The sequence below is a fragment of the Burkholderia theae genome (assembly GCF_048565265.1).
GTDB lineage: Bacteria > Pseudomonadota > Gammaproteobacteria > Burkholderiales > Burkholderiaceae > Burkholderia > Burkholderia theae.
Genome location: NZ_CP183461.1, coordinates 1,084,936 through 1,106,268, shown reverse-complemented (window position 1 = coordinate 1,106,268; position 21,333 = coordinate 1,084,936). Strand labels below are relative to the sequence as shown.

At 68.2% G+C, this 21,333-nt stretch carries 19 protein-coding genes, 1 tRNA gene and 1 riboswitch; of the genes, 15 read left to right on the top strand and 5 right to left on the bottom strand.

Annotated features, from left to right (window positions below; translation table 11 throughout):
- Window positions 1–19: 19 nt before the first annotated feature.
- Window positions 20–1,315 (bottom strand): MFS transporter, encoded by a 1,296-nt coding sequence (locus ACN22W_RS05190; RefSeq protein ID WP_048249731.1) that lies wholly within the window; start codon window positions 1,313–1,315, stop codon window positions 20–22.
- Between ACN22W_RS05190 and ACN22W_RS05185 the strand changes: the two genes are divergently transcribed.
- Together ACN22W_RS05185 and ACN22W_RS05180 are read left to right on the top strand one after the other, a co-directional pair.
- Window positions 1,314–1,466, top strand: coding sequence for a hypothetical protein (locus ACN22W_RS05185; protein WP_419686596.1), 153 nt, complete (start codon window positions 1,314–1,316; stop codon window positions 1,464–1,466). The two genes, ACN22W_RS05190 and ACN22W_RS05185, sit on opposite strands and share 2 nt — an antisense overlap.
- A 206-nt stretch (window positions 1,467–1,672) precedes the next feature.
- On the top strand, window positions 1,673–2,611 hold the full coding sequence (locus tag ACN22W_RS05180; protein ID WP_419686595.1) for a hypothetical protein: 939 nt from the start codon (window positions 1,673–1,675) through the stop codon (window positions 2,609–2,611).
- 75 nt (window positions 2,612–2,686) lie between these two features.
- Here ACN22W_RS05180 and ACN22W_RS05175 read toward each other — a convergent pair whose 3' ends face one another.
- Both ACN22W_RS05175 and ACN22W_RS05170 read right to left on the bottom strand, forming a co-directional pair.
- Entirely contained in the window at window positions 2,687–3,382 is a 696-nt protein-coding gene (locus ACN22W_RS05175; RefSeq protein WP_419686593.1) for a DUF2968 domain-containing protein, read from the bottom strand.
- 115 nt (window positions 3,383–3,497) lie between these two features.
- Window positions 3,498–4,673 (bottom strand): gamma-glutamyl-gamma-aminobutyrate hydrolase family protein, encoded by a 1,176-nt coding sequence (locus ACN22W_RS05170; protein WP_048249651.1) that lies wholly within the window; start codon window positions 4,671–4,673, stop codon window positions 3,498–3,500.
- 280 nt (window positions 4,674–4,953) lie between these two features.
- On the opposite strand from ACN22W_RS05170, the gene ACN22W_RS05165 reads away from it, so the two are divergent.
- The 5 genes from ACN22W_RS05165 (at window position 4,954) to ACN22W_RS05145 (ending at window position 10,358) form a co-directional block, all read left to right on the top strand.
- On the top strand, window positions 4,954–5,634 hold the full coding sequence (locus ACN22W_RS05165) for a GntR family transcriptional regulator (protein ID WP_419686591.1): 681 nt from the start codon (window positions 4,954–4,956) through the stop codon (window positions 5,632–5,634).
- A gap of 7 nt (window positions 5,635–5,641) precedes the next feature.
- Entirely contained in the window at window positions 5,642–7,018 is a 1,377-nt protein-coding gene (locus ACN22W_RS05160; protein WP_193097864.1) for an amidase, read from the top strand.
- A gap of 139 nt (window positions 7,019–7,157) precedes the next feature.
- The gene (locus ACN22W_RS05155; protein ID WP_048249655.1) at window positions 7,158–7,670 is read left to right on the top strand and encodes a disulfide bond formation protein B; all 513 of its coding nucleotides are present in this window, start codon (window positions 7,158–7,160) and stop codon (window positions 7,668–7,670) included.
- A 639-nt stretch (window positions 7,671–8,309) separates the two neighbouring features.
- Window positions 8,310–9,314 (top strand): xanthine dehydrogenase accessory protein XdhC, encoded by a 1,005-nt coding sequence (xdhC, locus tag ACN22W_RS05150; protein ID WP_419686590.1) that lies wholly within the window; start codon window positions 8,310–8,312, stop codon window positions 9,312–9,314.
- 18 nt (window positions 9,315–9,332) lie between these two features.
- On the top strand, window positions 9,333–10,358 hold the full coding sequence (locus tag ACN22W_RS05145; protein WP_129513989.1) for an adenosine deaminase: 1,026 nt from the start codon (window positions 9,333–9,335) through the stop codon (window positions 10,356–10,358).
- A 32-nt stretch (window positions 10,359–10,390) separates the two neighbouring features.
- Here the strand turns inward: ACN22W_RS05145 and ACN22W_RS05140 are convergent, their stop codons facing one another.
- A complete protein-coding gene (locus tag ACN22W_RS05140) occupies window positions 10,391–10,696 on the bottom strand; it encodes a hypothetical protein (protein WP_419686588.1) in 306 nt (101 codons plus the stop codon).
- Window positions 10,697–10,762: 66 nt separating this feature from the next.
- Between ACN22W_RS05140 and guaD the strand changes: the two genes are divergently transcribed.
- Together guaD and ACN22W_RS05130 are read left to right on the top strand one after the other, a co-directional pair.
- Window positions 10,763–12,079 carry a guanine deaminase gene (guaD, locus tag ACN22W_RS05135; RefSeq protein WP_419686587.1) on the top strand — a complete coding sequence of 439 codons (1,317 nt, stop codon included), beginning with the start codon at window positions 10,763–10,765 and terminating at the stop codon, window positions 12,077–12,079.
- A gap of 163 nt (window positions 12,080–12,242) precedes the next feature.
- A riboswitch (yybP-ykoY riboswitch) is annotated at window positions 12,243–12,380 on the top strand.
- Window positions 12,381–12,458: 78 nt separating this feature from the next.
- Window positions 12,459–13,031, top strand: coding sequence for a TMEM165/GDT1 family protein (locus tag ACN22W_RS05130; RefSeq protein ID WP_419686585.1), 573 nt, complete (start codon window positions 12,459–12,461; stop codon window positions 13,029–13,031).
- Between the two features lie 52 nt (window positions 13,032–13,083).
- Here ACN22W_RS05130 and ACN22W_RS05125 read toward each other — a convergent pair whose 3' ends face one another.
- On the bottom strand, window positions 13,084–13,782 hold the full coding sequence (locus ACN22W_RS05125) for a DUF4136 domain-containing protein (protein ID WP_419686584.1): 699 nt from the start codon (window positions 13,780–13,782) through the stop codon (window positions 13,084–13,086).
- A gap of 186 nt (window positions 13,783–13,968) precedes the next feature.
- Here ACN22W_RS05125 and pepN point away from each other — a divergent pair, with 186 nt between their 5' ends.
- The 6 genes from pepN to ACN22W_RS05095 all read left to right on the top strand — a co-directional run bounded on the left by pepN (window position 13,969) and on the right by ACN22W_RS05095 (window position 21,333).
- Window positions 13,969–16,662, top strand: coding sequence for an aminopeptidase N (pepN, locus tag ACN22W_RS05120; protein WP_419686583.1), 2,694 nt, complete (start codon window positions 13,969–13,971; stop codon window positions 16,660–16,662).
- A gap of 280 nt (window positions 16,663–16,942) precedes the next feature.
- Complete coding sequence (locus ACN22W_RS05115; RefSeq protein WP_419686582.1) at window positions 16,943–17,956, top strand: class 1 fructose-bisphosphatase; 1,014 nt, start codon at window positions 16,943–16,945, stop codon at window positions 17,954–17,956.
- A 206-nt stretch (window positions 17,957–18,162) separates the two neighbouring features.
- Window positions 18,163–18,238: transfer RNA gene (locus ACN22W_RS05110), tRNA-Thr, on the top strand.
- Window positions 18,239–18,407: 169 nt separating this feature from the next.
- Entirely contained in the window at window positions 18,408–19,217 is an 810-nt protein-coding gene (locus ACN22W_RS05105) for a helix-turn-helix transcriptional regulator (protein ID WP_419686581.1), read from the top strand.
- A gap of 173 nt (window positions 19,218–19,390) precedes the next feature.
- Window positions 19,391–21,124, top strand: coding sequence for an FAD-dependent oxidoreductase (locus ACN22W_RS05100; RefSeq protein ID WP_419686580.1), 1,734 nt, complete (start codon window positions 19,391–19,393; stop codon window positions 21,122–21,124).
- Window positions 21,121–21,333: a hypothetical protein gene (locus ACN22W_RS05095; protein WP_419686579.1), complete on the top strand. Its 213-nt coding sequence runs from the start codon at window positions 21,121–21,123 to the stop codon at window positions 21,331–21,333. The genes ACN22W_RS05100 and ACN22W_RS05095 overlap by 4 nt, the downstream gene beginning before the upstream one ends.

Here is a 21,333-nt window from a genome sequence, read left to right as displayed (position 1 = left end):
CGCGATGTGCGGATACTTGTCAGGCCGCCTTGTACTGATTGCGCGCCTCGGGCGTGCGATACAGCACGAGCGTCGCGATCAGCCCGCAAATCGCGGCGACGCTCAGCCACAGCCCCGGCGCGGCCTTGTTGCCCGTCTCGTGAATCAGCAGCGTCGAGATCGCCGGCGTGAAGCCGCCGATCGTCGTTGCCAGGCTGTACGCGAGCGAGAAGCCTGCCGTGCGCACGTCGGACGGCATCACCTCGGTCAGCGCCACGACCATCGCGCCGTTGTACGACCCGTACAGGAACGACAGCCACAGCTCGACCGCGAGCAGCCGCAGGAACGACGGATCGCCGACGAGCCACAGCACGACCGGGTAAGCCGTCAGGAGCGTGAGCACCGTGAATGTGATCAATACCGGGCGGCGGCCGATGCGGTCGGACAACGCGCCGGACAGCGGCAGCCACACGAGGTTGGAAATCCCCACGCAGACGGTCACGACGAGCGCGTCAAGCGACGACAGGTGCAGCACTTCCTTGCCGAAGGTCGGCGTATAGGCGGTGATCAGGTAGAACGACACCGTCGTCATGATCACCATCCCCATGCCGGCGACCACGATGCCCCAGTTGTCGAGCATCGAGCGCATGATCTCGCCCATCGTCGGACGATGACGCTTCGCGAGGAACTCGTCGGTCTCTTTCAGCGAACGACGGATCAGGAACAGGAACGGCACGATTAGACAGCCGATCAGGAACGGAATGCGCCAGCCCCACGCGGTCATCTCCTCGGCCGGCAGCGCGCGGTTCAGCAGCACGCCGACGAACGCGGCGAACACGACGGCCACCTGCTGGCTGCCCGACTGCCACGAGGTATAGAACCCCTTGTGGCCCTTCGTCGCGATCTCCGACAGGTAGACCGACACGCCGCCGAGTTCGACGCCCGCCGAAAAACCCTGCAGCAGCCGGCCGAGCAGCACGAGCGCCGGTGCGAGCACGCCGATCGTCGCGTAACCGGGCACCGCGGCCACCGTGAGCGTACCGAGCGCCATCAGCCCGAGCGTCAGGATCAGCCCCTTGCGGCGGCCGTGATGGTCGATGTACGCGCCGAGCACGATCGCGCCGACCGGTCGCATCAGGAAGCCCGCGCCGAACACCGACAGCGACAGCATCAGCGACGCGAATGCGTTGCCGCTCGGAAAGTAGGTTTTCGCGATGGCCGACGCGTAATACCCGTAGACCATGAAGTCGTACATTTCCAGGAAGTTGCCGCTGACGACCCGGAACACGGTGCGGAATTTCGATTCCTGCGCGATGGCGTGTGACGCTGTGGACATGTTTTTCTCGCTCAGCTCGGATGGCGCGAATCCGCGCCGCATGGATCCGACGATGCCCTTGCGCGCCGGGCCTGACCGGTGCGCAAGGGCATCGCTGCCCGCCGGCGGCACGCCGCGCAACGACGCGCGCACCGACATGGTTCGCGAATGATGCCACGCGAAGCCGACATTTGCCTTGTGCCGCCCCTGCAGTTGCCGTCGCGACATTCGACTCGTACGAGTCGGCCGAAAACGCAAGCAAAAATCAGATTGATCTGATCGACCGACCCGCGCCGGCTGACCACAATGTCACGATTTGCGACGACATTGCCGCGCCGCCCCGGCACGGTCACCCGTGTCGCACGACATACCGCCCTCATGACCCCATCGCCCCTCGTCCCCGTCGAAGGCGCGCTCGCCCGCCCTCGCGCCGCCCCGCTCGATCGCGTACCGTCGTTCGGTCGCGAATGGACCTTTCGCGGCGCGCCCGGTGCGCGGCCCGACAAGCGCTGCCTCGCGACACTGACGACGTCCTGCATCGACGTCGACAGGCCGCACCGCGCATGCCGCTGGCATCCGCTGCCGGCGGCGGCCGCGCCGATTTCGGCCGGGTCGACGGTTACGCGGGAAACCGCGTCGGCCGGCCTGCGCTCCCGACGGAACGCCGACGGCGCTCGCGACCGGCGTGCGATGTACGCAATCTGCTGGAGTATCGGCGCGCTCGGCATCATCGGCTGGCTGATTGCCGCGTATGAATCGCCCACGGGTTTCGGGCCTGCGAACGCGATTCATACGGCCACCGTTGCGCCGGATCACGCCACGTCATCGACCGGCACCGTGCGGGTCGCCGCGGTTCATCCGGGTACGTCGACGAATGCAACGCCGCAGCGCACGGTGGCGCCCCCGGTCGCGAAAATGGCCGAAGCACCGTCGGCCACGCACCGTGTCGCGCCTCGTCCGCCGGCGCTTTATCCAAAGCCAACGTCCGACGCGCAGCGCACCGCGGCTGCGTTGCCGCATCGGACAAACGGCGAGCGCCCGACGGCAGCACCGGCCCGGACCGCGACCGTGTCGCACCTGGCCGCACGTCCGCCGATCCAGAGCACTGCCGCCCACACCCGCACACACGATCGGCTCGCCCCGCCGCCACACACAACAGACACGCTCGACGATCCGCTCACGCTGATCGCAATGGCAAGCGCGCTGGGCGCCACCCAGCCTGCCCGCGCGACGCACGCGCCCGCCGCGGGTTTCGACTGGACGTCGCAACTGTCCCACCGCCGTGTGACCGAAACGCCGGACGCGTTCGCGCGCTGACGGCCGTCCAATAAAAAACCCGGCGAAGATCGCTTCGCCGGGTTTCGTTCGTCTGTGCGTCCGTCTGACGAATCGTTACTTGTGCGCGGGCAGCCCCGTCTCGGTCTGCTTCTCGAGTTGCCGCACCTGCTCCTGCAGATCGCGCAACTGCAGCTGCGCGGCCCGCTTCTCGACCTGCAGCGCCTGCGTCTGCTCCTGGGCCGACCGTTGCCGCTGCGCGACTTCGGCCTGCTGGCTGCGCGCGACGCTCAGGTCGGCCTGCAACTGTTGCGCACGATTCGCCTGCAGCGCGATCACGCGTTCGAGAAACGCCTTCTGCGCCTGCAGCTCGGTACGGCGGATTTCGATATCGGCGAGCTGCACGGTTTGCTGGACGAAGTTCGCGTACACCATCTCCGCGCGGTTCTTCTCCTGCGACCGGATCACGCGCCACAGATTCTTGTCCTGGAACAGCGCGACGTAGTACGTCATCTCGCGCGGATCGAACATCAGGCTCGCGCCGTAGCTGCCGTTGTACGTCGTGCGCATCTCGACGATCCGGCCGTCGTGCAGCATCTGCGTCAGCTCGGCGACATTGCCTTGCACGGTGGCGTCCGGGGCCGCTGCGGACGCCGCTCGCGACGCATCGCCGCTCAGGCTCGTGACCGCCGGACGCGTACCGGCGACCGGCGCGGTCGCGTCGGCGGACCAGACCGCACCTGCTTGCGTGCAGGCGGCCAATGCAACGATCCACGTTGCGCATCGTGCAGGGGAAAAGTTTCGGAAAGCCAACGTCAGACTCCGGCGAACGAATCGGAACTCGCGATTATCGTTCAAAACCAAAAGGCCGCATCTCGAATTTATCGGGATGCGGCCGGCCGTCGTGCGATGTAAAAAATCCGGCTTTTTACAGGCGGGTTTCGCGTGCCGCGCGCAGGAACGCATCGAGCAGCGGCGTGCAGTCGAGCAGCTCCGAACCGCCCGCCCGATGAAACTCGGGGTGCCATTGCACACCGACGACGAACGGCGAACGGCGATGGCGGATGCCCTCGATGATCCCGTCGCCGGCCGACACGGCCTCGATGTTCAGATCGCGGCCGAGATCACGGATCGCCTGATGGTGGATCGAGTTGACGATCGCTTCGCTGCGCCCGGGAAACATGTTCGCGAGCGTCGACGAATCGGGGAAGCGGATCGCGTGACGATGCTGGTCGTAATGCTCGCTCACGTGCACGTTCGCGGTCGGCACGTCGGTCGCGATGTCCTGATACAGCGAGCCACCGAACGCGACGTTGATCAGCTGGCAACCGCGACACACGCCGAGGACCGGTTTGCCGGACTCGACGAACTCGTGCAGCAGCTCGAGTTCGTACATGTCGCGCACACGATCGCCCGGCCATTCGGGGCGCGCGTCCGACGCCGCGTAGGTTTGCGGCGACACGTCGGCGCCGCCTTGCAGCAGCAGGCCGTCGAGATGCTTCGCGTAGTCGCGCAGGCGGATGTTGCTCGGGTGAATCATGCCCTGGTGGCCGACCGTCGGAATCATGAACACGAGCACGTCACGCGACATCACCCAGTGTGCGATCGATTCCTCGAGATACTGCAGCGTCTTGCCTCGCAGCCCCTTCGCGCCCGGTTCCGGATGGAAGATCCGCGCCGACACGCCGATGCGCAGCGTGCGCTGCGTGATGCGCTGGCCCGCGCGGTCGAACCACCGGCGCGCACGCGCGGCCACGATCCGGCCGAACACCGACCACGGCGTGTCGCTCTGCTTCAGGTACGCCGGCGGCGCATTCTGCGCGCTCGCGGGCGGCGGCCGCGGCGTATCGAAATCGGGCGGCGCGCCGAAGCCGGGCGGCGGCGCGCCAGGTTTCGGCGGCACGGCGCCGGCGGCGTTCGTCGAACCCGGGGCGCCCGGCTCGGACGCAGCCGTGACCGGCGACGCGCCGTCAACGGCCACGTTCTGCGCGGCGGCCTGTGCTGCCGGCGCATCGGGCGCTTTCGCCGGATCGGAACGGAGGGAATCGGAAGAAACGGAAGAGTTGCCGGGCAGACCGGCCGGGGAAGGCGTGTTTTCGCTCATGACGATGGTCTGGTACGTCGCTCACGCGTATGGATAGACGAGGATTCATTATGCTTCAGTGCACGATCGCGCGGTAAACCTGCAACATCCTGTCGATATTGTTGCAAGCCGGTGGCAAACCACACCGGGGAGCGTCCCGGTTCGCGTGCGGACCACACCGATGTCCCGTCGCCCGCACTGGACACCAGTGATATATCACAATAATATCCAGGCATCGTCCACGCTTCCCGATCGCCCGCGCCATGATCGCGCCCCATCCGGCCGCCGCGCCGCAACCCGCATGAATGCGCTGACCGACGTCATCCGCGACCGGCCCGTCGCGCCGGCGGCGAGTCTCGCCGACCGCGCCTATGCGCTGATCCAGCGCGACATCATCACGATGCGCCTGAAGCCGGGCGCCGCGCTCAACGAAGCCGACCTCGTCGCGCGCACGGGGATCGGCCGCACGCCGGTGCACCAGGCCGTCCATCGGCTCGTGCTCGAAGGACTGTTGTCCGTGATGCCGCGCAAGGGATTGATGGTGCAGCCGCTGTCGCTCGACGACATCGTCGCGGTAATCGACGTGCGGCGCATCAACGAAGCGCACTGCGCCGAACTCGCCGCGCGCCATGCAACACCCGACGATCTCGCACGCATGGCCGCGCTGCTCGACGACGGACAGGCCTGCGTCGATACGCACGACGTCGAGGGCATGATGGAGCTCGACCGCGCGTTTCATCAGGCGATTGCCGCGGCCGCGCGCAATGCGGTCCTTGCCGAGATCCTCCGCGCGCTGCACGAGCGCTCGCTGCGCTTCTGGTTTGTCACGCTGTCCGAACCGCGCCATCTCGCCGACGTCCAGCACGAGCATCGCGAGCTGTTCGAACGGCTCGCCGCGCGCGACGCCGCCGGCGCGCGCGCGGCCGTCGAAGGCCATATCGATTCGTTCCGCTCCACGCTTCTTCAACATCTTCGCCCCTGAGCCGCCCATGACCACTTTCACGCCCTTCCCCCCGCTCGCCCGGCTCGCCGCCGACCTCGCCGCCGGCCGGACCACGAGCCGCGCGCTCGTCGACACCGCGCTCGACCGGATCGCCGATCCGTCCGGCCAGGGCGCCGCCGTCTTCACCCAGGTCGATGCCGACAACGCGCGCGCGGCCGCCGACGCGCACGACCGGCTGCGCGCCGCGGGCACCGTGCTGTCGCCGCTCGCGGGCATTCCCGTGTCGGTCAAGGATCTGTTCGACGTCGCGGGCCAGGTGACACGCGCGGGTTCGCGCGTGCTCGACGGCGCGCCGGCCGCGCGCACCGATGCGGTCGCCGTCGCGCGGCTCAAGCGCGCGGGCGCGGTGCTGGTCGGCCGCACGAACATGAGCGAGTTCGCGTTCTCGGGGCTCGGGCTGAATCCGCACTATGGCAATCCGCGCTCGCCGTACCACCGCGACGTGCCGGGCGATGCGCGGATTTCCGGCGGCTCGTCGTCCGGCGCGGCCGCGTCGGTCGCCGACGGGATGGCCGCCGTCGCGCTCGGCACCGACACGGGTGGCTCGATCCGCATTCCGGCCGCGCTGTGCGGGCTGACGGGCTTCAAACCGACCGCGAGCCGGATCCCGACGCAAGGCGGCGTGCCGCTGTCGACCACGCTCGACTCGTTCGGCCCGATCGGCCTGACGGTCGCCTGTTGCGCGCTGGTCGACCGGATGCTCGCGGGCCTCGAACCGCACGTGCCGGCCGCACGGCCGCTCGAAGGCGTGCGGCTCGGCGTGCTGACGAACCACGTGACGGACGGGGTAGATGCCGACGTCGCGGCCGCGCTCGACACCGCGCTGAAGCATCTCGAAGCCGCCGGCGCGATCGTCACGGAAGTGCGCTTCCCCGCGCTCGACCGGCTGCCGGACATCAACCGCTTCGGCTTCTCGCCGATCGAGGCGTACGCGTGGCATCGCCCGCTGCTCGCGCAGCATCGCGACCAGTACGACCCGCGCGTGCTCACGCGGATCCTGAAGGGCGAACCCGCGAGCGCGGCCGACTATCTCGACCTGCTTGCCGCGCGCGCCGCGATGCTCGACGAAGCCGCGCACACGGTCTGGTCGCGCTTCGATGCGCTCGTCGCGCCGACGGTGCCGGTCGTGCCGCCGCGCATCGCCGAACTCGAAGCGGACGACGCCGCGTTCACGCGCACCAATGCGCTGATCCTGCGCAACCCGAGCGCGTTCAACTTCCTCGATGCATGCGCGCTGTCGCTGCCGTGCCATCCGCGCGACGCGGCGCCGGTCGGCCTGATGCTCGCGGCGGCGCCGCATCGCGACGACGCGCTGCTCGCGATCGGCCAGGCGGTCGAGGCGGTGCTGAACACGATCCGCTGACCGCGCAGACCGAGCGCCGGCGGGCAGTCCGCGCGGTGCGGCAGGGTGCCGCACGCGCGCTGTCAGTTTCGTGCCAGACCGTTCGCGCTAAAATCGCGCGATTGTTTTCCGGACCGACCCCACGAGGAACCCCGCCGACATGAACGACTACACGCTTGCGCTACGCCGCGAACGCCGCCTGCTGATGCTGCTCGGATGGGTGTGCATCGCCCTGCTGGCCGGTGCGCTGTACCTGCAGTACGTGAAGAACGAAGATCCGTGCCCGCTGTGCATCATCCAGCGTTATTTCTTCGCCGCGATCGGGATCTTCGCGTTCCTGGCCGCCGGGATACGCAACTGGCGCGTCATCTGGGTGCTCGAGCTGCTGATCGCGGTCGCCGCGGCCGGCGGCGTCGGCACGGCCGCGCGACACCTGTCGATCCAGATGAATCCGGGCTTCAGCTGCGGCTTCGACACGCTGCAGCCGATCGTCGACAGCCTGCCGCCCGCACAGTGGTTCCCCGGCATGTTCAAGGTCGCCGGGCTGTGCGAAACCGTCTACCCGCCGATCTTCGGCATCCTGCTGCCCGGCTGGGCGCTGATCGGCTTCGCCGCGATCCTGCTTGCCGTCGTCGCGAGCCTCTGGCGCCATCGCCGCAAGCTCGCGGCCTGACCGGCCGGCCGCTATCGCGGCCTCAGGCGCGCGCGGCCCGATCGACCGGGCCGCGCACGCCGGTTTGCCATCATTCGGCTCTGACTGACGCTTTTGCCGGTCACGCCTGGCTGGCCGCGCCTGGCCGGCCACGCGTAAACACCTACTCCGCCGCCGCCGGGATCTCCGGGCGAACGCGCGTCGCGCGACTTTCGCGCCCACGCCCCGTCACGCCTGCGTTTCGGCCCGATGTGCACGCATCGGCGCCCCGATACCGCGCGACGGGCCTATGATCGACATGATCGCCTCCTGATAGCCCGGATCACCGCCCGGCAATGTTCCCGCCGTATTGCGGTGCTATCTTCGCGACTGGATGGCGATCTACGTGCGCGAGGCCAGGCGGTCTCACCACCCCTGCGTAACGCGCGCCCGATCCGCAATGTCGAGTGAATTCATCATGACAACGCAAACCATCCGCATCCGTCACCCTCATGGCGTCCGCGCGACCGGCGGCGCCGTTCGCGCGCGCCGTCAGTGCGCTGCCGCCGCACCGCATCAGCCGTGCGGCCGGCCTGCCCCGCTCCCGTCCGTCCTCGTTGCCGCCGCGCTCGCCAGCCCGCGTCGCGTGTCGTGCCGCGTTTTGCCGAACGGAGCGTGCTGATGGAAGCCTGGCTCGGCGATCTGCAGCAACTGCTCGCGCACGGCGAAGCGGCCGTGCTCGTGACGGTCGCGCATACCGACGGCTCCGCGCCGCGCGAAGCCGGCACCAAGATGCTGGTCACGCGCGACACGGCGCGCCATACGATCGGCGGCGGTCATCTGGAATGGAAGGCGATCGAGATCGCGCGGCATCTGCTGAAGGATGGCGCGCACGTACCCCACGCGCGCAGGCTCGAGCGGCTCGCGCTCGGCCCGAGCCTCGGCCAGTGCTGCGGCGGCGCGGTCGTGCTCGCGTTCGAGCGGCTCGACGTCGGCGATCTCGGCTGGATCATGTCGCTGGCGAAACGCGTCGCGGCCGGCGCCGCGACCGTGCGTAGCGTATCATTCGGCCCCTCGCCGGGCGCGCCGCTGCTGAGCGAGCCCGAATCGCCGGCCGCGCGTGCCGACTGCCTGCTGTGGGAAACGGGCGGCGTGTCGCTGATGACCGAAACGATCGCGCCGTATGCGTTCCCCGTCATGCTGTTCGGCGCCGGGCACATCGGCACCGCGCTCGTGAAGGTGCTGGCGACGCTGCCGTGCCACGTGCGCTGGGTCGACGGCGCCGATGCGGTGTTCCCGCCGGCGGAAGCGCTCGCCGGCATCGGCAACCTCGCGATCGACGCGGCCGCTGCCCCGGCCGACGCCGTCGACACGGCACCGCCGCAGTCCTACTTCGTCGTGATGACGCACGACCACGCACTCGATTTCGTGCTGGCCGAGCGCATCCTGCGGCGCGGCGACTATGCGTACTTCGGGATGACCGGCTCGCACGCGAAACGCGTGCAGTTCGATCATCGCCTCGCGGCCATCGGCATCGACCCGGCCCAGGTCGCGCGGATGCGCTGCCCGATCGGTGTCGAAGGCATCATCGACAAGGCGCCCGAAGTGATCGCGATCTCGGTGGCTGCACAATTGCTGCAGGCCGTCGAGGCGAACGCACCCGCGCAGGCTTCCCCTACCCACTGACCGACCAAGAACGACGCCATGACCCCGACATTCAAGGACAAGATTGCCCGCGCGCCGAAAGCGGAGCTGCATATCCATATCGAAGGCTCGCTCGAGCCCGAACTGATTTTCGCGCTCGCGCAGCGCAACGGCGTGAAGCTCGCGTACGACTCGATCGACGCGCTGCGCGCCGCCTACGCGTTCACCGACCTGCAGTCGTTCCTCGACATCTATTACGCAGGCGCGAGCGTGTTGCTGACCGAGCAGGATTTCCACGACATGACGGCCGCGTACTGCGAACGCGCGCTCGCCGACAACGTCGTCCACACCGAACTGTTCTTCGACCCGCAGACGCACACCGAACGCGGCGTGCCGATCGAGACGGTCGTTGCGGGCATCGAGCGCGCACTCGCCGATGCGGAGCAGCGCGGGCTGTCGAGCAAACTGATTCTGTGCTTCCTGCGCCACCTGTCCGAAGAGGACGCGCTCGCGACGTTCGAATCCGCGCTGCCGCTGTTCGAGCGCTATCGCCACCGGCTGATCGGCGTGGGCCTCGACTCGTCCGAGCTCGGCCATCCGCCGACGAAGTTCGCACGCGTGTTCGAGAAGGCGCGCGCGCTCGGGCTGAAGCTCGTCGCGCATGCGGGCGAGGAAGGCCCGCCCGCCTACATCTACGAAGCGCTCGACGTGCTGAAGGTCGACCGGATCGACCACGGCGTGCGCAGCATCGAGGACGCGGCGCTCGTCGAACGCCTCGCCAGGACGCGCACGGCGCTCACCGTCTGCCCGCTGTCGAACCTGAAGCTGTGCGTGTTCGACGACATGGCGAAGCACACGCTGAAGGCGCTGCTCGAGCGCGGCGTCGCGGTGACGATCAACTCCGACGATCCGGCGTATTTCGGCGGCTACGTCAATGAAAACTACTTCGCGACGGCCGAAGGGCTGCGCCTCACGGATGCCGAAGTCCATGCGGTGATCCGCAACGGCTTCGAGGCGTCGTTCATCGACCCCGCGCAGCGCGACGCACTGTACGCGCGCCTCGACGCGTACTGGCAGGCCGCGTGACGGCCGGCATCGAGGCGCGCTAGACAGATGAATCACGGCAACGGCATCCGCTTCGCGACCACCGGTTCGGCCACGCGCCGGGCCGATCGCATGCGTGCGCCCGGCGCGAACGCGTGCAGCGCGATCGTCGCCTGCCCGCGCGTGCCGTCGCGGCTTGCCGCTCCGTGCGCCGCCGCACCGGTCGCGCTCGCGACTGTTGCGAGGTTCGCCGGCAACCACGCGATGGCGGCTTCGGCCGCCACGAACGCCCGCGCAATCGCATCCGGCCATGCCGCACACCGTGCGTCGCGGCCGCTCGCGAAGCGCCGTCCCGCCCCCGCGCGGACGGCGTCATCCATGCCGTCGCCCGCGCGGCGTCGATCGTTTTCTTCTGTTCGCCTTACCTTGATGCAGGACCATTCGTCATGACGCAAACCGCTTTTCGTTCCCAACTGCTGACCTTCAACGGCGACCCGGCACAATCGAGCCAGGCCGCGAACTACGAGACCGACGGTCTCCTGATTGTCGACGACGGCAAGGTCGTCGCGGCCGGCCCGTATGCGCAGCTCGCCGCGACGCTCGCGCGCGACGCGATCGTCCATGACCTGCGCGACAAGCTGATCGTGCCCGGCTTCATCGACACGCACATCCACTATCCGCAGACGGACATGATCGCGTCGCCGGCGCCGGGCCTGCTGCCGTGGCTGGACAAGTACACGTTCCCGACCGAGCGCCAGTTCGGCGATCCCGAGCATGCGCGCGAAGTCGCCGACTTCTTCGTCGACGAACTGCTCGCCTGCGGCACGACGAGCGCGCTCGTCTACTGCACAGTGCACAAGCAGTCGGCCGACGCGCTGTTCGCGGCGAGCGACGCGCGCGACCTGCGGATGATCGCGGGCAAGGTGCTGATGGACCGCAACTGCCCCGAATTCCTGCGCGACACCGCGCAATCGGGTTATGACGACAGCGCCGAGCTGATCGACCGCTGGCACGGCAAGGGCCGCCAGATGTACGCGTTGACGCCGCGCTTCGCGCCGACGTCGACCGAGGCGCAGCTCGAGGCGTGCGGCGAACTCGCGCGCCGCCATCCGGACGTGTTCGTGCAGAGCCACGTCGCGGAAAACGTCGACGAGGTGAAATGGGTGGCCGAGCTGTTCCCCGGCCATCGCAGCTATCTCGATATCTACGACCGCTACGGGCTGCTGCGTCCGCGCGCCGTGTACGGCCACTGCATCCACCTCGACAACGAAGACCGCCGCCGGATGGCCGAGACGCGCACCGTCGTCGCGCACTGCCCGACGTCGAACTTCTTCCTCGGCAGCGGGCTGTTCGATTTCGACAAGGCCGGCGAATATGACGTGCCCGTCACGCTCGCCACCGACGTCGGCGGCGGCACGTCGTTCTCGATGCTGCAGACGATGAACGAGGCGCACAAGGTCGCGCGGCTGTCGGGCCACCACCTGACCGCCACGCGGATGTTCTGGCTCGCGACGGCCGGCGCCGCGCAGGCACTCGACCTCGCCGACACGGTCGGCACGCTCGCGCCGCGCACCGAGGCCGACTTCGTCGTGCTCGATCCGCAGGCCACGCCGCTGCTCGCGCGCCGCACGAAACGCGCGGATTCGCTCGAGGAACTGCTGTTCGCGTTCGCGCTGCTCGGCGACGACCGCGCGGTGTACCGCACCTACGCGGCCGGCGAGCTCGTCCACAAGCGCGGCGCCGCACGCCGCGCCGCCGCGTAACACGTCACTGCGCGCCGGGGCGCACGTCCCGGCAGGCGCGGCGGCATATCCGTCACCGCGCATGCCGGGCATGCGCGCAGCCTGCCACGCGCCGATCGCGCCCCGACGCTTCGCGCGGCGCTACCCGGCACGCTTTCGCGCGCATCGCGCACCGTGCTAGAATTCGCCCCTCATTGGGGAGTAGCCGCTCCGCTCGATGTCCCGCGCCCCCGGCGCGCATCGTGACGGAGGCGTCCGTCAACAGACTTGGCCATTTGGCCATGGCGGGCGCAGCCACCTTGGCCTGGCGAGACCGATGGTTCATAGCGCGCCGCATCAGGGCCCGGCGCGCCGTGGATCGTCGCTCGCACGCACAACATCGGCCCGCGGAACCCCATACGTGTCCCAAGCCTTCCTGATCTCCACCGGCGCCGTCGCCCTCGCTGAAATCGGCGACAAGACCCAACTGCTTTCCCTCGTACTGGCCGCGCGCTATCGCAAGCCGGTGCCGATCATTCTCGGCGTGCTCGTCGCGACGCTCGTCAACCACGGTTTCGCCGGCGCGCTCGGCGAATGGCTCGGCGTGCTCGTCACGCCGTCGATCATGCGCTGGGCGCTCGCGTTCTCGTTCATCGCGATGGGGTTGTGGATCCTCGTGCCGGACAAGCTCGATGCCGACGAAGCGAATGCCAACCGTTCGCGGCTCGGCGTGTTCGGCGCGACCCTCGTGGCGTTCTTCCTCGCGGAAATGGGCGACAAGACGCAGATCGCGACCGTCGCACTTGCCGCGCGCTTCCAGGACTACATCGGGGTCGTGGCCGGTACGACGTTCGGGATGATGCTCGCGAACGTGCCCGCGATCCTGCTCGGCGACCGCTTCGCGCACCGTCTGCCGACGAAGCTCGTGCACGGGACCGCGGCCGTGCTGTTCGTCGTGCTCGGCGCACTGGCGCTGCTGGGCATCGGGGCCTGACGAACGGAGGTGGCCGGCGCGGCCGGGCGGCCGCGCCGAGGCAAACGCCGCGTTACTTCGCGACGGCCGCGCCCGAAGCCGGCGCAGCCGGCACCGCGCGCTCGTTGGCGGCCGGCGCCGCCGGCCCGCCGTGCTTGTCGACCGGCAGCCGGACCGAGCGGACCGCGCCGTTCGACAACGGGAAATCGGCGAGCGCGCTGCGCGCGAGGAACGGCATCGCGTACAGCAGCGTGCCGTTGTCGCCGGTCGTGCGCGCGGTCACGTTGTAGACCTCCTTGCCCGTCGCGCGCTCGGTGATGCGGATGCCGAGCGTGTAATCGAACACCTGGTACGTCTGCGCGACATAGCCGGCCGGCATCGGCCCCCAGGGCCCCCACGGGCCCCACGGCCCGCGCCCCCAGTACGGCCCGGGCGCGAACCACGGGTCGTAATAGACCGGCTGCGGCACCGTCACGAGATCGCTGCCGACCGCATAGGTCAGCCCGACCAGATACCGCGCCTGCGCCTGCGGCACCTGCCGGAACGCGTACGCGGACAGTTCGTTCCCGACGATCGGCTCGTAGGTCGACTGCTCGATGCTGTTCTTCTGCGCATCGGTGCGCGTGAACGCATAGGTGCGTGTCGCGTCGCTGCCGCTCCAGTCGGAGAAGGCCGTGACCTGGGTCGTCACGTAGCTGGTGCAGCCCGTCAGCAGCGCCACGCACAGCGCCGCCGCCCAGCCCGCACCGCGAAAAATCCATTCGCGTTTCATGTTGATCCTCGTCGATCCGTCACCCGTTGGTCGCACCGCGCGAACCGGACGGGATGCCGATAATACGCGGACTCCCGGAACCGGTAAAAAGTTCGCCCGGCACGCAGCCGCAAGCCTTTGTACAATGGCCCGGTTCGCCCGGCCCGTGCCGCGGGCCCGTCCCCCACTCCACCGATCTCGACGACCATGTCCGACAACGCTTCCTCCACCGTGATCCGCCGCGCCGACTACACGCCGCCGGCCTTCCTCATCGACTCCGTCGCGCTCGAATTCGATCTCGCGCCGGCCCGCACGATCGTCAGGAATACGATGCGCGTGCGCCGCAACCCGGACGCCGCGCCCGCGCCGCACCTGGAGCTGTTGGGCGAAGCGCTCGAATTCGTCGGCGCATGGCTGGATGGCGCGCCGCATGGCGCCGTGCGCGCGCACGAGCACGGGCTGACCGTCGAGAACGTCCCCGAAGCATTCGAACTGACGCTCGAAAGCGCCTGCGCGCCCGACCAGAATACGACGCTGTCGGGCCTCTACGTGTCGAGCGGCAACTTCTTCACGCAGTGCGAAGCCGAAGGCTTCCGCCGCATCACCTACTTCCTCGACCGCCCCGACGTGATGGCGTCCTACACGGTGACGCTGCGCGCCGACAAGGCCGCGTACCCGGTGCTGCTGTCGAACGGCAACCTCGTCGATTCGGGCGACCTGCCCGACGGCCGCCACTTCGCGAAATGGGAAGACCCGTTCCGCAAGCCGAGCTACCTGTTCGCGCTCGTCGCGGGCAAGCTCGTCGCGATCGAGGAGAAGATCACGACCGGCTCGGGCAAGGAAAAGCTGCTGCAGGTGTGGGTCGAGCCGGCCGATCTCGACAAGACGCGTCACGCGATGGATTCGCTGATCCACTCGATCCGCTGGGACGAGAAACGCTTCGGCCTCGAGCTCGATCTCGACCGCTTCATGATCGTCGCGGTCGGCGACTTCAACATGGGCGCGATGGAGAACAAGGGGCTCAACATCTTCAACACGAAGTACGTGCTGGCGAACCCCGAGACCGCGACCGACACCGACTTCGCGAACATCGAATCGGTGGTCGGCCACGAGTACTTCCACAACTGGACGGGCAACCGCGTGACCTGCCGCGACTGGTTCCAGTTGAGCCTGAAGGAAGGCCTGACGGTGTTCCGCGACCAGGAATTCTCGGCCGACATGGCCGCGGGCGACGAGGTCGAATCGGCAGCCCGCGCGGTCAAGCGCATCGAGGACGTGCGCGTGCTGCGCCAGCTGCAGTTCGCCGAGGACGCGGGCCCGATGGCACACCCGGTGCGCCCGGAAAGCTACGTCGAGATCAACAACTTCTACACGATGACAGTCTACGAGAAAGGCTCGGAAGTCGTGCGGATGTACCAGACGCTGTTCGGCCGCGACGGCTTCCGCAAGGGGATGGACCTGTACTTCAAGCGCCACGACGGCCATGCGGTGACCTGCGACGACTTCCGTCACGCGATGGCCGACGCGAACGGCCGCGACCTCGCGCAGTTCGAGCGCTGGTACAGCCAGGCCGGCACGCCGCGCGTGACGGTGAAGACCGCGTACGACGCGGCCGCGCGCCGCTATACGGTCACGCTCGCGCAGGGCTACGGCGACGCGTCGCCGGCCGCGCGAGAAACGCAGCAGGGACCGCTGCTGATCCCGTTCGCGATCGGCCTGATCGGCCGCGACGGCCGCGATCTGCCGCTGCGTCTCGACGGCGAAGCCGCCGCGGCGGGCACGACGCGCGTGCTCGACTTCACCGATACCGAGCAGACCTTCACGTTCGTCGACGTGCCGGAACAACCGCTGCCGTCGCTGCTGCGCAACTTCTCGTCGCCGGTGATCGTCGAGTACGACTACAGCGACGACGATCTCGCGTTCCTGCTCGCGCACGACAGCGATCCGTTCAACCGCTGGGAGGCCGGCCAGCGCCTCGCGACGCGCGCGCTGCTGACGCTCGCCGCACGCGCCGCCGCGAACGAACCGCTCACGCTCGGCGCGAACTTCGTCGCCGCGTTCCGCCGCGTACTGACCGACGCGACGCTGTCGCCGGCGTTCCGCGAACTCGCGCTGACGCTGCCGTCGGAAACCTATCTCGCCGACCAGATGGCCGAGGCCGACCCGGCCGCCGTGCATCGCGCACGCCTGTTCGTGCGCCGCCAGCTCGCGACCGCGCTGCGCGCCGACTGGCTCGCCGCCTACGAACAGCACCAGACGCCCGGCGCCTACGAGCCGACGCCGGAGGCCTCCGGCCGCCGCGCGCTGAAGAACCTCGCGCTCGCGTATCTCGCCGAACTCGACGACCCGGCCGACGCCGTGCGCCTCGCAACCGCGCAGTACGACGCGGCGAACAACATGACCGATCGCGCGGCTGCGCTCGGCGCGCTGCTGTCCGCGGCGGCCGCGGGCGGGAACGGGTCGGCCGAGCATGCGCTCGACGACTTCTACCGTCGCTTCGAGAAGGAAGCGCTCGTGATCGACAAGTGGTTCGCGATGCAGGCTGCGCAACGCGGCACGCCCGCGCAGCCGACGCTCACGAAGGTTCGCAAGCTGCTCGCGCACCCCGCGTTCAACCTGAAGAACCCGAACCGCGCGCGCTCGCTGATCTTCAGCTTCTGCGCGGCCAACCCCGCGCAATTCCACGCGGCGGACGGCTCGGGTTACGCGTTCTGGGCCGAACAGGTGCTCGCGCTCGACGCGATCAACCCGCAGGTCGCGGCGCGCCTCGCCCGCTCGCTCGAACTGTGGCGCCGCTACACGCCTGCCCTGCGCGACCGGATGCGCGAAGCGCTCGAGCAGGTCGCCGCCGGTGCGAAATCGCGCGACGTGCGCGAGATCGTCGAGAAGGCGCTCGCATAACGCAATCGACCGCATCGCGTACGCGCGATACAGCCGGCGCCGCCTGTCGCGGCGCCGGCTTTTTTATTGCGCGAATGCAACTGGACCCGGGGCCGATCGCGGGGTCTGACCGCGCGTGGTGCCGCCGCGACCATGCGCATTCCGCCTGGCGCCGACGCCTGAAACCGGGCCGACTCGGCCGCCCGGCCATGTAACCGGACGAAAAAAGCCGGCGGCACGGAAAGCGCGGCGGGTAAAATTACGGCCATTCAAGGATTCTTTTGGCCTTTCGGAGCCTGTCATGTCCATTGCCCGCCGCACCACGCTGTCGAAATTCCTGATCGAACAGCAACGTGAGACCAACAACCTCCCCGCCGACCTGCGCCTGCTGATCGAAGTCGTCGCACGCGCGTGCAAGGCGATCAGCTACAACGTGTCGAAGGGCGCGCTCGGCGAAGCGCTCGGCACTGCCGGCACCGAGAACGTCCAGGGCGAAGTGCAGAAGAAGCTCGACATCCTGTCGAACGAGATCCTGCTCGACGCGAACGAATGGGGCGGCAACCTCGCCGCAATGGCGTCGGAAGAAATGGAAACGTTCTTCCCGATCCCCGCGAACTACCCGCGCGGCGAATACCTGCTCGTGTTCGACCCGCTCGATGGCTCGTCGAACATCGACGTGAACGTGTCGATCGGCACAATCTTCTCGGTGCTGCGCTGCCCGGACGGCAAGCAGGCCACCGAGGAATCGTTCCTGCAACCCGGCACGCAGCAGGTCGCGGCCGGCTACGCCGTCTACGGCCCGCAGACGGTATTCGTGCTGACGACCGGCAACGGCGTGAACTGCTTCACGCTCGACCGCGAAGTCGGCTCGTGGGTGCTCACGCAAAGCAACATGCAGATCCCGGCCGACACGCGCGAATACGCGATCAACGCATCGAACGCGCGCCACTGGTACGACCCGGTCAAGCGCTACGTCGACGAACTGAACGCCGGCAAGGACGGCCCGCGCGGCGACAACTTCAACATGCGCTGGATCGCGTCGATGGTCGCCGACGTGCACCGCATCCTGAACCGCGGCGGCATCTTCATGTACCCGGCCGACAAGCGCACGCCGGATCGCCCGGGCAAGCTGCGCCTGATGTACGAAGCGAACCCGATGTCGTTCATCGTCGAACAGGCAGGCGGCGCCGCGACGACCGGCACGCAGCGCATCATGGAAGTGCAGCCGACGGGCCTGCACCAGCGCGTGCCCGTGTTCCTCGGTTCGAAGAACGAAGTCGAGCGTGTGACCGGTTATCACGACGACGCGAAATAATTTGCACTGCAGCACTGGACGGAGGTGCGAGACACAAGTAGAATCGCGCCTCGCGATGTGGCCCTGACCGGTCGCATCGCAGTGAAGTGAAAGCGGAAGGTCCGCCGGATCGATGGTTTCGCGAAGCAGCAGCAGCAAGCTGAAAAAAGTTCGCAAAACCTATTGCCAAGATCTCGGATTTGACCATATAATTTCATTTCTCTGCTGCCGGTGTAGCTCAGTTGGTAGAGCAGCGCATTCGTAATGCGAAGGTCGTAGGTTCGACTCCTATCTCCGGCACCAAGACATAAAGGTCTGACAAGCATCGCTTGTCAGACCTTTTCTCTTTTCCGGCGCCGAAATCGCGCGCCCGTCCTCTCCCGCGCCATCTCCGCTTGCGGGCATCTCCCGACTCACGCGCCGCGCGCCGCCGATTACAATCGCCGGACCACTCCGCCCTCTCCTTCGCATCATGCGCACCTGGCGTCTCGAGCGACCGAATCTCACCGGGCAACTGGACGTATCCCGCGCAACGAGCCTCGTCGCCGCGATCGGCGGCAACGATCCGAACGCGTTCGCGGCCGAGGTCCTGAAACTGTTCGACGATGCGCTGTCGATCACGCAGTGCACGATCTTCGCGTACGAATTCGGCAACCGCCCGCGCACGATGTCGGTCGCCGATCATCGCGGCGGCCGCTATCTGCGCGACATCGCCGACACCTACGCGCGACATTTCTACGCGCTCGACGGCAACCAGCAGATCGTGTCGACCGCGCATCGCGGTGCACGTCGTCATGACGTTCTGCTGCATCAGCAGACCGGCGACGAAATCGGTCACGAAGCGTATCGCGCCGCCTGCTATCGCGGCCCCGATGTGTCCGACCGGCTGGCGCTGCTGATGCAGCCCGGCGATGCGGTCTGGCTGTCGCTCAACCTGTACCGCGCACATCGCAGCGGCGCGTTCCAGCCGCGCGAGATCGCGTCGATCGAGGCGCTCGCGCCGCTGATCGTGCAGGCCGCGAAGCATCACTACGCGCTTGCCGGCACGGCGCAGATCGACATCCCGCAACGGATGCTCGCGCGACTGCGCATTGCATGCCCCGCGTTGTCCAAGCGAGAACTCGACGTGCTGCGCGGCGTACTCGAAGGCCGGACCGCGCACGAGATCGGCGAGACGATCGGCGTGAAGGCATCGAGCGTCGTCACCTACCAGAAGCGCGCATACCGGCGCCTCGGCATCTCGAGCCAGCGCGAGCTGTTCGTGCTGTGCATGCAGCCCTGAGCCTGCCCCTGCCCGATCTGCCCGCCGCAAGCGCAGCGAGATGATTCCAGCGCGCCGCTGTACCCGGAATGGGGACAGCGGCGGGCCGGCCGGCTTCCATACTGCATCGACCTGTTGCACGCATCGCGCCACCGATGCGTGCCTGTCGAACCGGACTACCCAGGAAGCCAACGATGGCCATCGAATTCAAGCCCTATCCGTTCGTCGCCGAGCGCCATCCCGCGCACCTGCCGGCCTGCGACGCCGGCATCGATACGCACCGGCATCGCGTCGCGATCGTCGGCGGCGGCCCCGTGGGCCTCACCGTCGCGCTCGGTCTCGCGAACCACGGCATCCGCAGCGTGCTGATCGAGGCCGACGATGCGGTCTGCCACGGCAGCCGCGCAATCTGCATCTCGCGCCGCAGCCTCGAGATCATCGAGCGGCTCGGCGCGCTCGACGACTTCCTGCGCGTAGGGCTGCCATGGACCGGCGGACGCAGCTTCTACCGTCGCGACGAAGTGCTGCATTTCACGATGCCGCAGGACGAGAACCAGAAGCTGCCGCCGATGGTGAATCTCGCGCAGTATCACATCGAGCAATTCCTGCTCGACGCCGCGCTGCGCCGCCCCGAACTCATCGAGATCCGCTGGCAGACGAAGGTCACCGGCGTGACCCGGCAGCCCAACGGCGTGCGTCTGGACGTCGACACCCCGCTCGGCGGCTACGCGCTCGACGCCGACTGGATCGTCGCGTGCGACGGCGGACGCAGCACGGTGCGCGACGCGCTCGGCCTGTCGCTCCAGGGCACGAGCTACGAGGGCCGTTATGTGATCGTCGACATCGCGCTCGACAGCGACCGGCCGACCGAACGGCTCGCGTACTTCGATCCGTCGTCGAACCCGGGTTCGACCGTGCTCGTCCACAAGCAGCCCGACAACGTGTGGCGGATCGACTACCAGCTGCGCGACGACGAGGATGCCGAAGCGGCCGTGAAGCCGGAGAACGTGATCCCGCGCGTGCAGAACCTGCTCGACATGATGGGCGAGCGCGGCGACTGGTCACCGATCTGGATCACGATCTACAAGGCGAACGCGCTGACGCTCGAGCGCTACCGGCACGGCCGCGTGCTGTTCTGCGGCGACGCCGCGCATCTCGTACCGATCTTCGGCGTGCGCGGCGCGAATTCGGGCATCGACGATGCGGACAACCTTGCGTGGAAACTCGCGTACGTGCTCCACGGCATCGCATCGGATGCGCTGCTCGACAGCTACTCGGACGAGCGCGTGTTCGCGACGCACGAGAACCTGCGCTACGGCACGAAGAGCACCGAGTTCATGGCGCCGCCGTCGTTTGCATTCGAGCTGATGCGCAAGGCGGTGCTGACGCTCGCGGTCCGGCATCCGGCACTGCGTTCGCTGATCAACCCGCGCCAGACGTCGGCAATCGCGTATTCGACGTCGCCGCTCAACGCGGCCGAACGCGATACGTTCTCGGCCGGCCCGGCACCCGGCACGGTGCTCGCGGAGTGCCCGCTGACGCTGTACGCGACGCATGGCCGCGACACGCGCCACTGCCACCTGACCGATCTCGTCGCCGCGCGCTTCACCGCGCTCTGCTTTACGGCCGACGGTACCCCCGATCCATCGCTGGCCGATCTCGAACGGCGTCTGCAGAATGCGCGGATCCCGTTCGCGCTCGTCACGCTCGCACGGCACACGGCGCCGCAGCAACCGGCCTGCGGCGGCCATGACGACGACGGCCGGCTGTTCGACCTGTACGGCGCGCGCGACGGCACCGTCTATCTCGTGCGTCCGGACGGGCACGTCCTCGGCCGCTGGCACGACGCTCGCGCCGACGACGTGGCCGCCGCGCTCGAGCGCGCACTCCATCCGTGCGCAGCAACCGATCTTCAGGAGACCGCATGATGACCGACGCCGAACGCGACACCCTCTACACCGACCTGTGCCGCACGATGACCCGTGTCGGCGAAGCCGATGCGTCGCTCTTTCTCGCCCGTTTCGCACTGCTGTCGATCGAGGCGATCGGCGATACCACGACCGTCGCACGGCTGATCGCCGACGCAAGCGACGGACTGCCCGAGACGGGCATGCTGCCATCGACGCAGGGACGGTGA

Excerpts from the sequence above, each read along its gene's own strand:
- ACN22W_RS05185 (WP_419686596.1), top strand. The coding sequence starts at position 1,314 with ATGTTTTTCTCGCTCAGCTCGGATGGCGCGAATCCGCGCCGCATGGAT.
- ACN22W_RS05190 (WP_048249731.1), bottom strand. The coding sequence starts at position 1,315 with ATGTCCACAGCGTCACACGCCATCGCGCAGGAATCGAAATTCCGCACC.
- ACN22W_RS05180 (WP_419686595.1), top strand. The coding sequence starts at position 1,673 with ATGACCCCATCGCCCCTCGTCCCCGTCGAAGGCGCGCTCGCCCGCCCT.
- ACN22W_RS05170 (WP_048249651.1), bottom strand. The coding sequence starts at position 4,673 with ATGAGCGAAAACACGCCTTCCCCGGCCGGTCTGCCCGGCAACTCTTCC.
- ACN22W_RS05165 (WP_419686591.1), top strand. The coding sequence starts at position 4,954 with ATGAATGCGCTGACCGACGTCATCCGCGACCGGCCCGTCGCGCCGGCG.
- ACN22W_RS05160 (WP_193097864.1), top strand. The coding sequence starts at position 5,642 with ATGACCACTTTCACGCCCTTCCCCCCGCTCGCCCGGCTCGCCGCCGAC.
- ACN22W_RS05155 (WP_048249655.1), top strand. The coding sequence starts at position 7,158 with ATGAACGACTACACGCTTGCGCTACGCCGCGAACGCCGCCTGCTGATG.
- xdhC (WP_419686590.1), top strand. The coding sequence starts at position 8,310 with ATGGAAGCCTGGCTCGGCGATCTGCAGCAACTGCTCGCGCACGGCGAA.
- ACN22W_RS05145 (WP_129513989.1), top strand. The coding sequence starts at position 9,333 with ATGACCCCGACATTCAAGGACAAGATTGCCCGCGCGCCGAAAGCGGAG.
- ACN22W_RS05140 (WP_419686588.1), bottom strand. The coding sequence starts at position 10,696 with ATGGATGACGCCGTCCGCGCGGGGGCGGGACGGCGCTTCGCGAGCGGC.
- guaD (WP_419686587.1), top strand. The coding sequence starts at position 10,763 with ATGACGCAAACCGCTTTTCGTTCCCAACTGCTGACCTTCAACGGCGAC.
- ACN22W_RS05125 (WP_419686584.1), bottom strand. The coding sequence starts at position 13,782 with ATGAAACGCGAATGGATTTTTCGCGGTGCGGGCTGGGCGGCGGCGCTG.
- pepN (WP_419686583.1), top strand. The coding sequence starts at position 13,969 with ATGTCCGACAACGCTTCCTCCACCGTGATCCGCCGCGCCGACTACACG.
- ACN22W_RS05115 (WP_419686582.1), top strand. The coding sequence starts at position 16,943 with ATGTCCATTGCCCGCCGCACCACGCTGTCGAAATTCCTGATCGAACAG.
- ACN22W_RS05105 (WP_419686581.1), top strand. The coding sequence starts at position 18,408 with ATGCGCACCTGGCGTCTCGAGCGACCGAATCTCACCGGGCAACTGGAC.
- ACN22W_RS05100 (WP_419686580.1), top strand. The coding sequence starts at position 19,391 with ATGGCCATCGAATTCAAGCCCTATCCGTTCGTCGCCGAGCGCCATCCC.
- ACN22W_RS05095 (WP_419686579.1), top strand. The coding sequence starts at position 21,121 with ATGATGACCGACGCCGAACGCGACACCCTCTACACCGACCTGTGCCGC.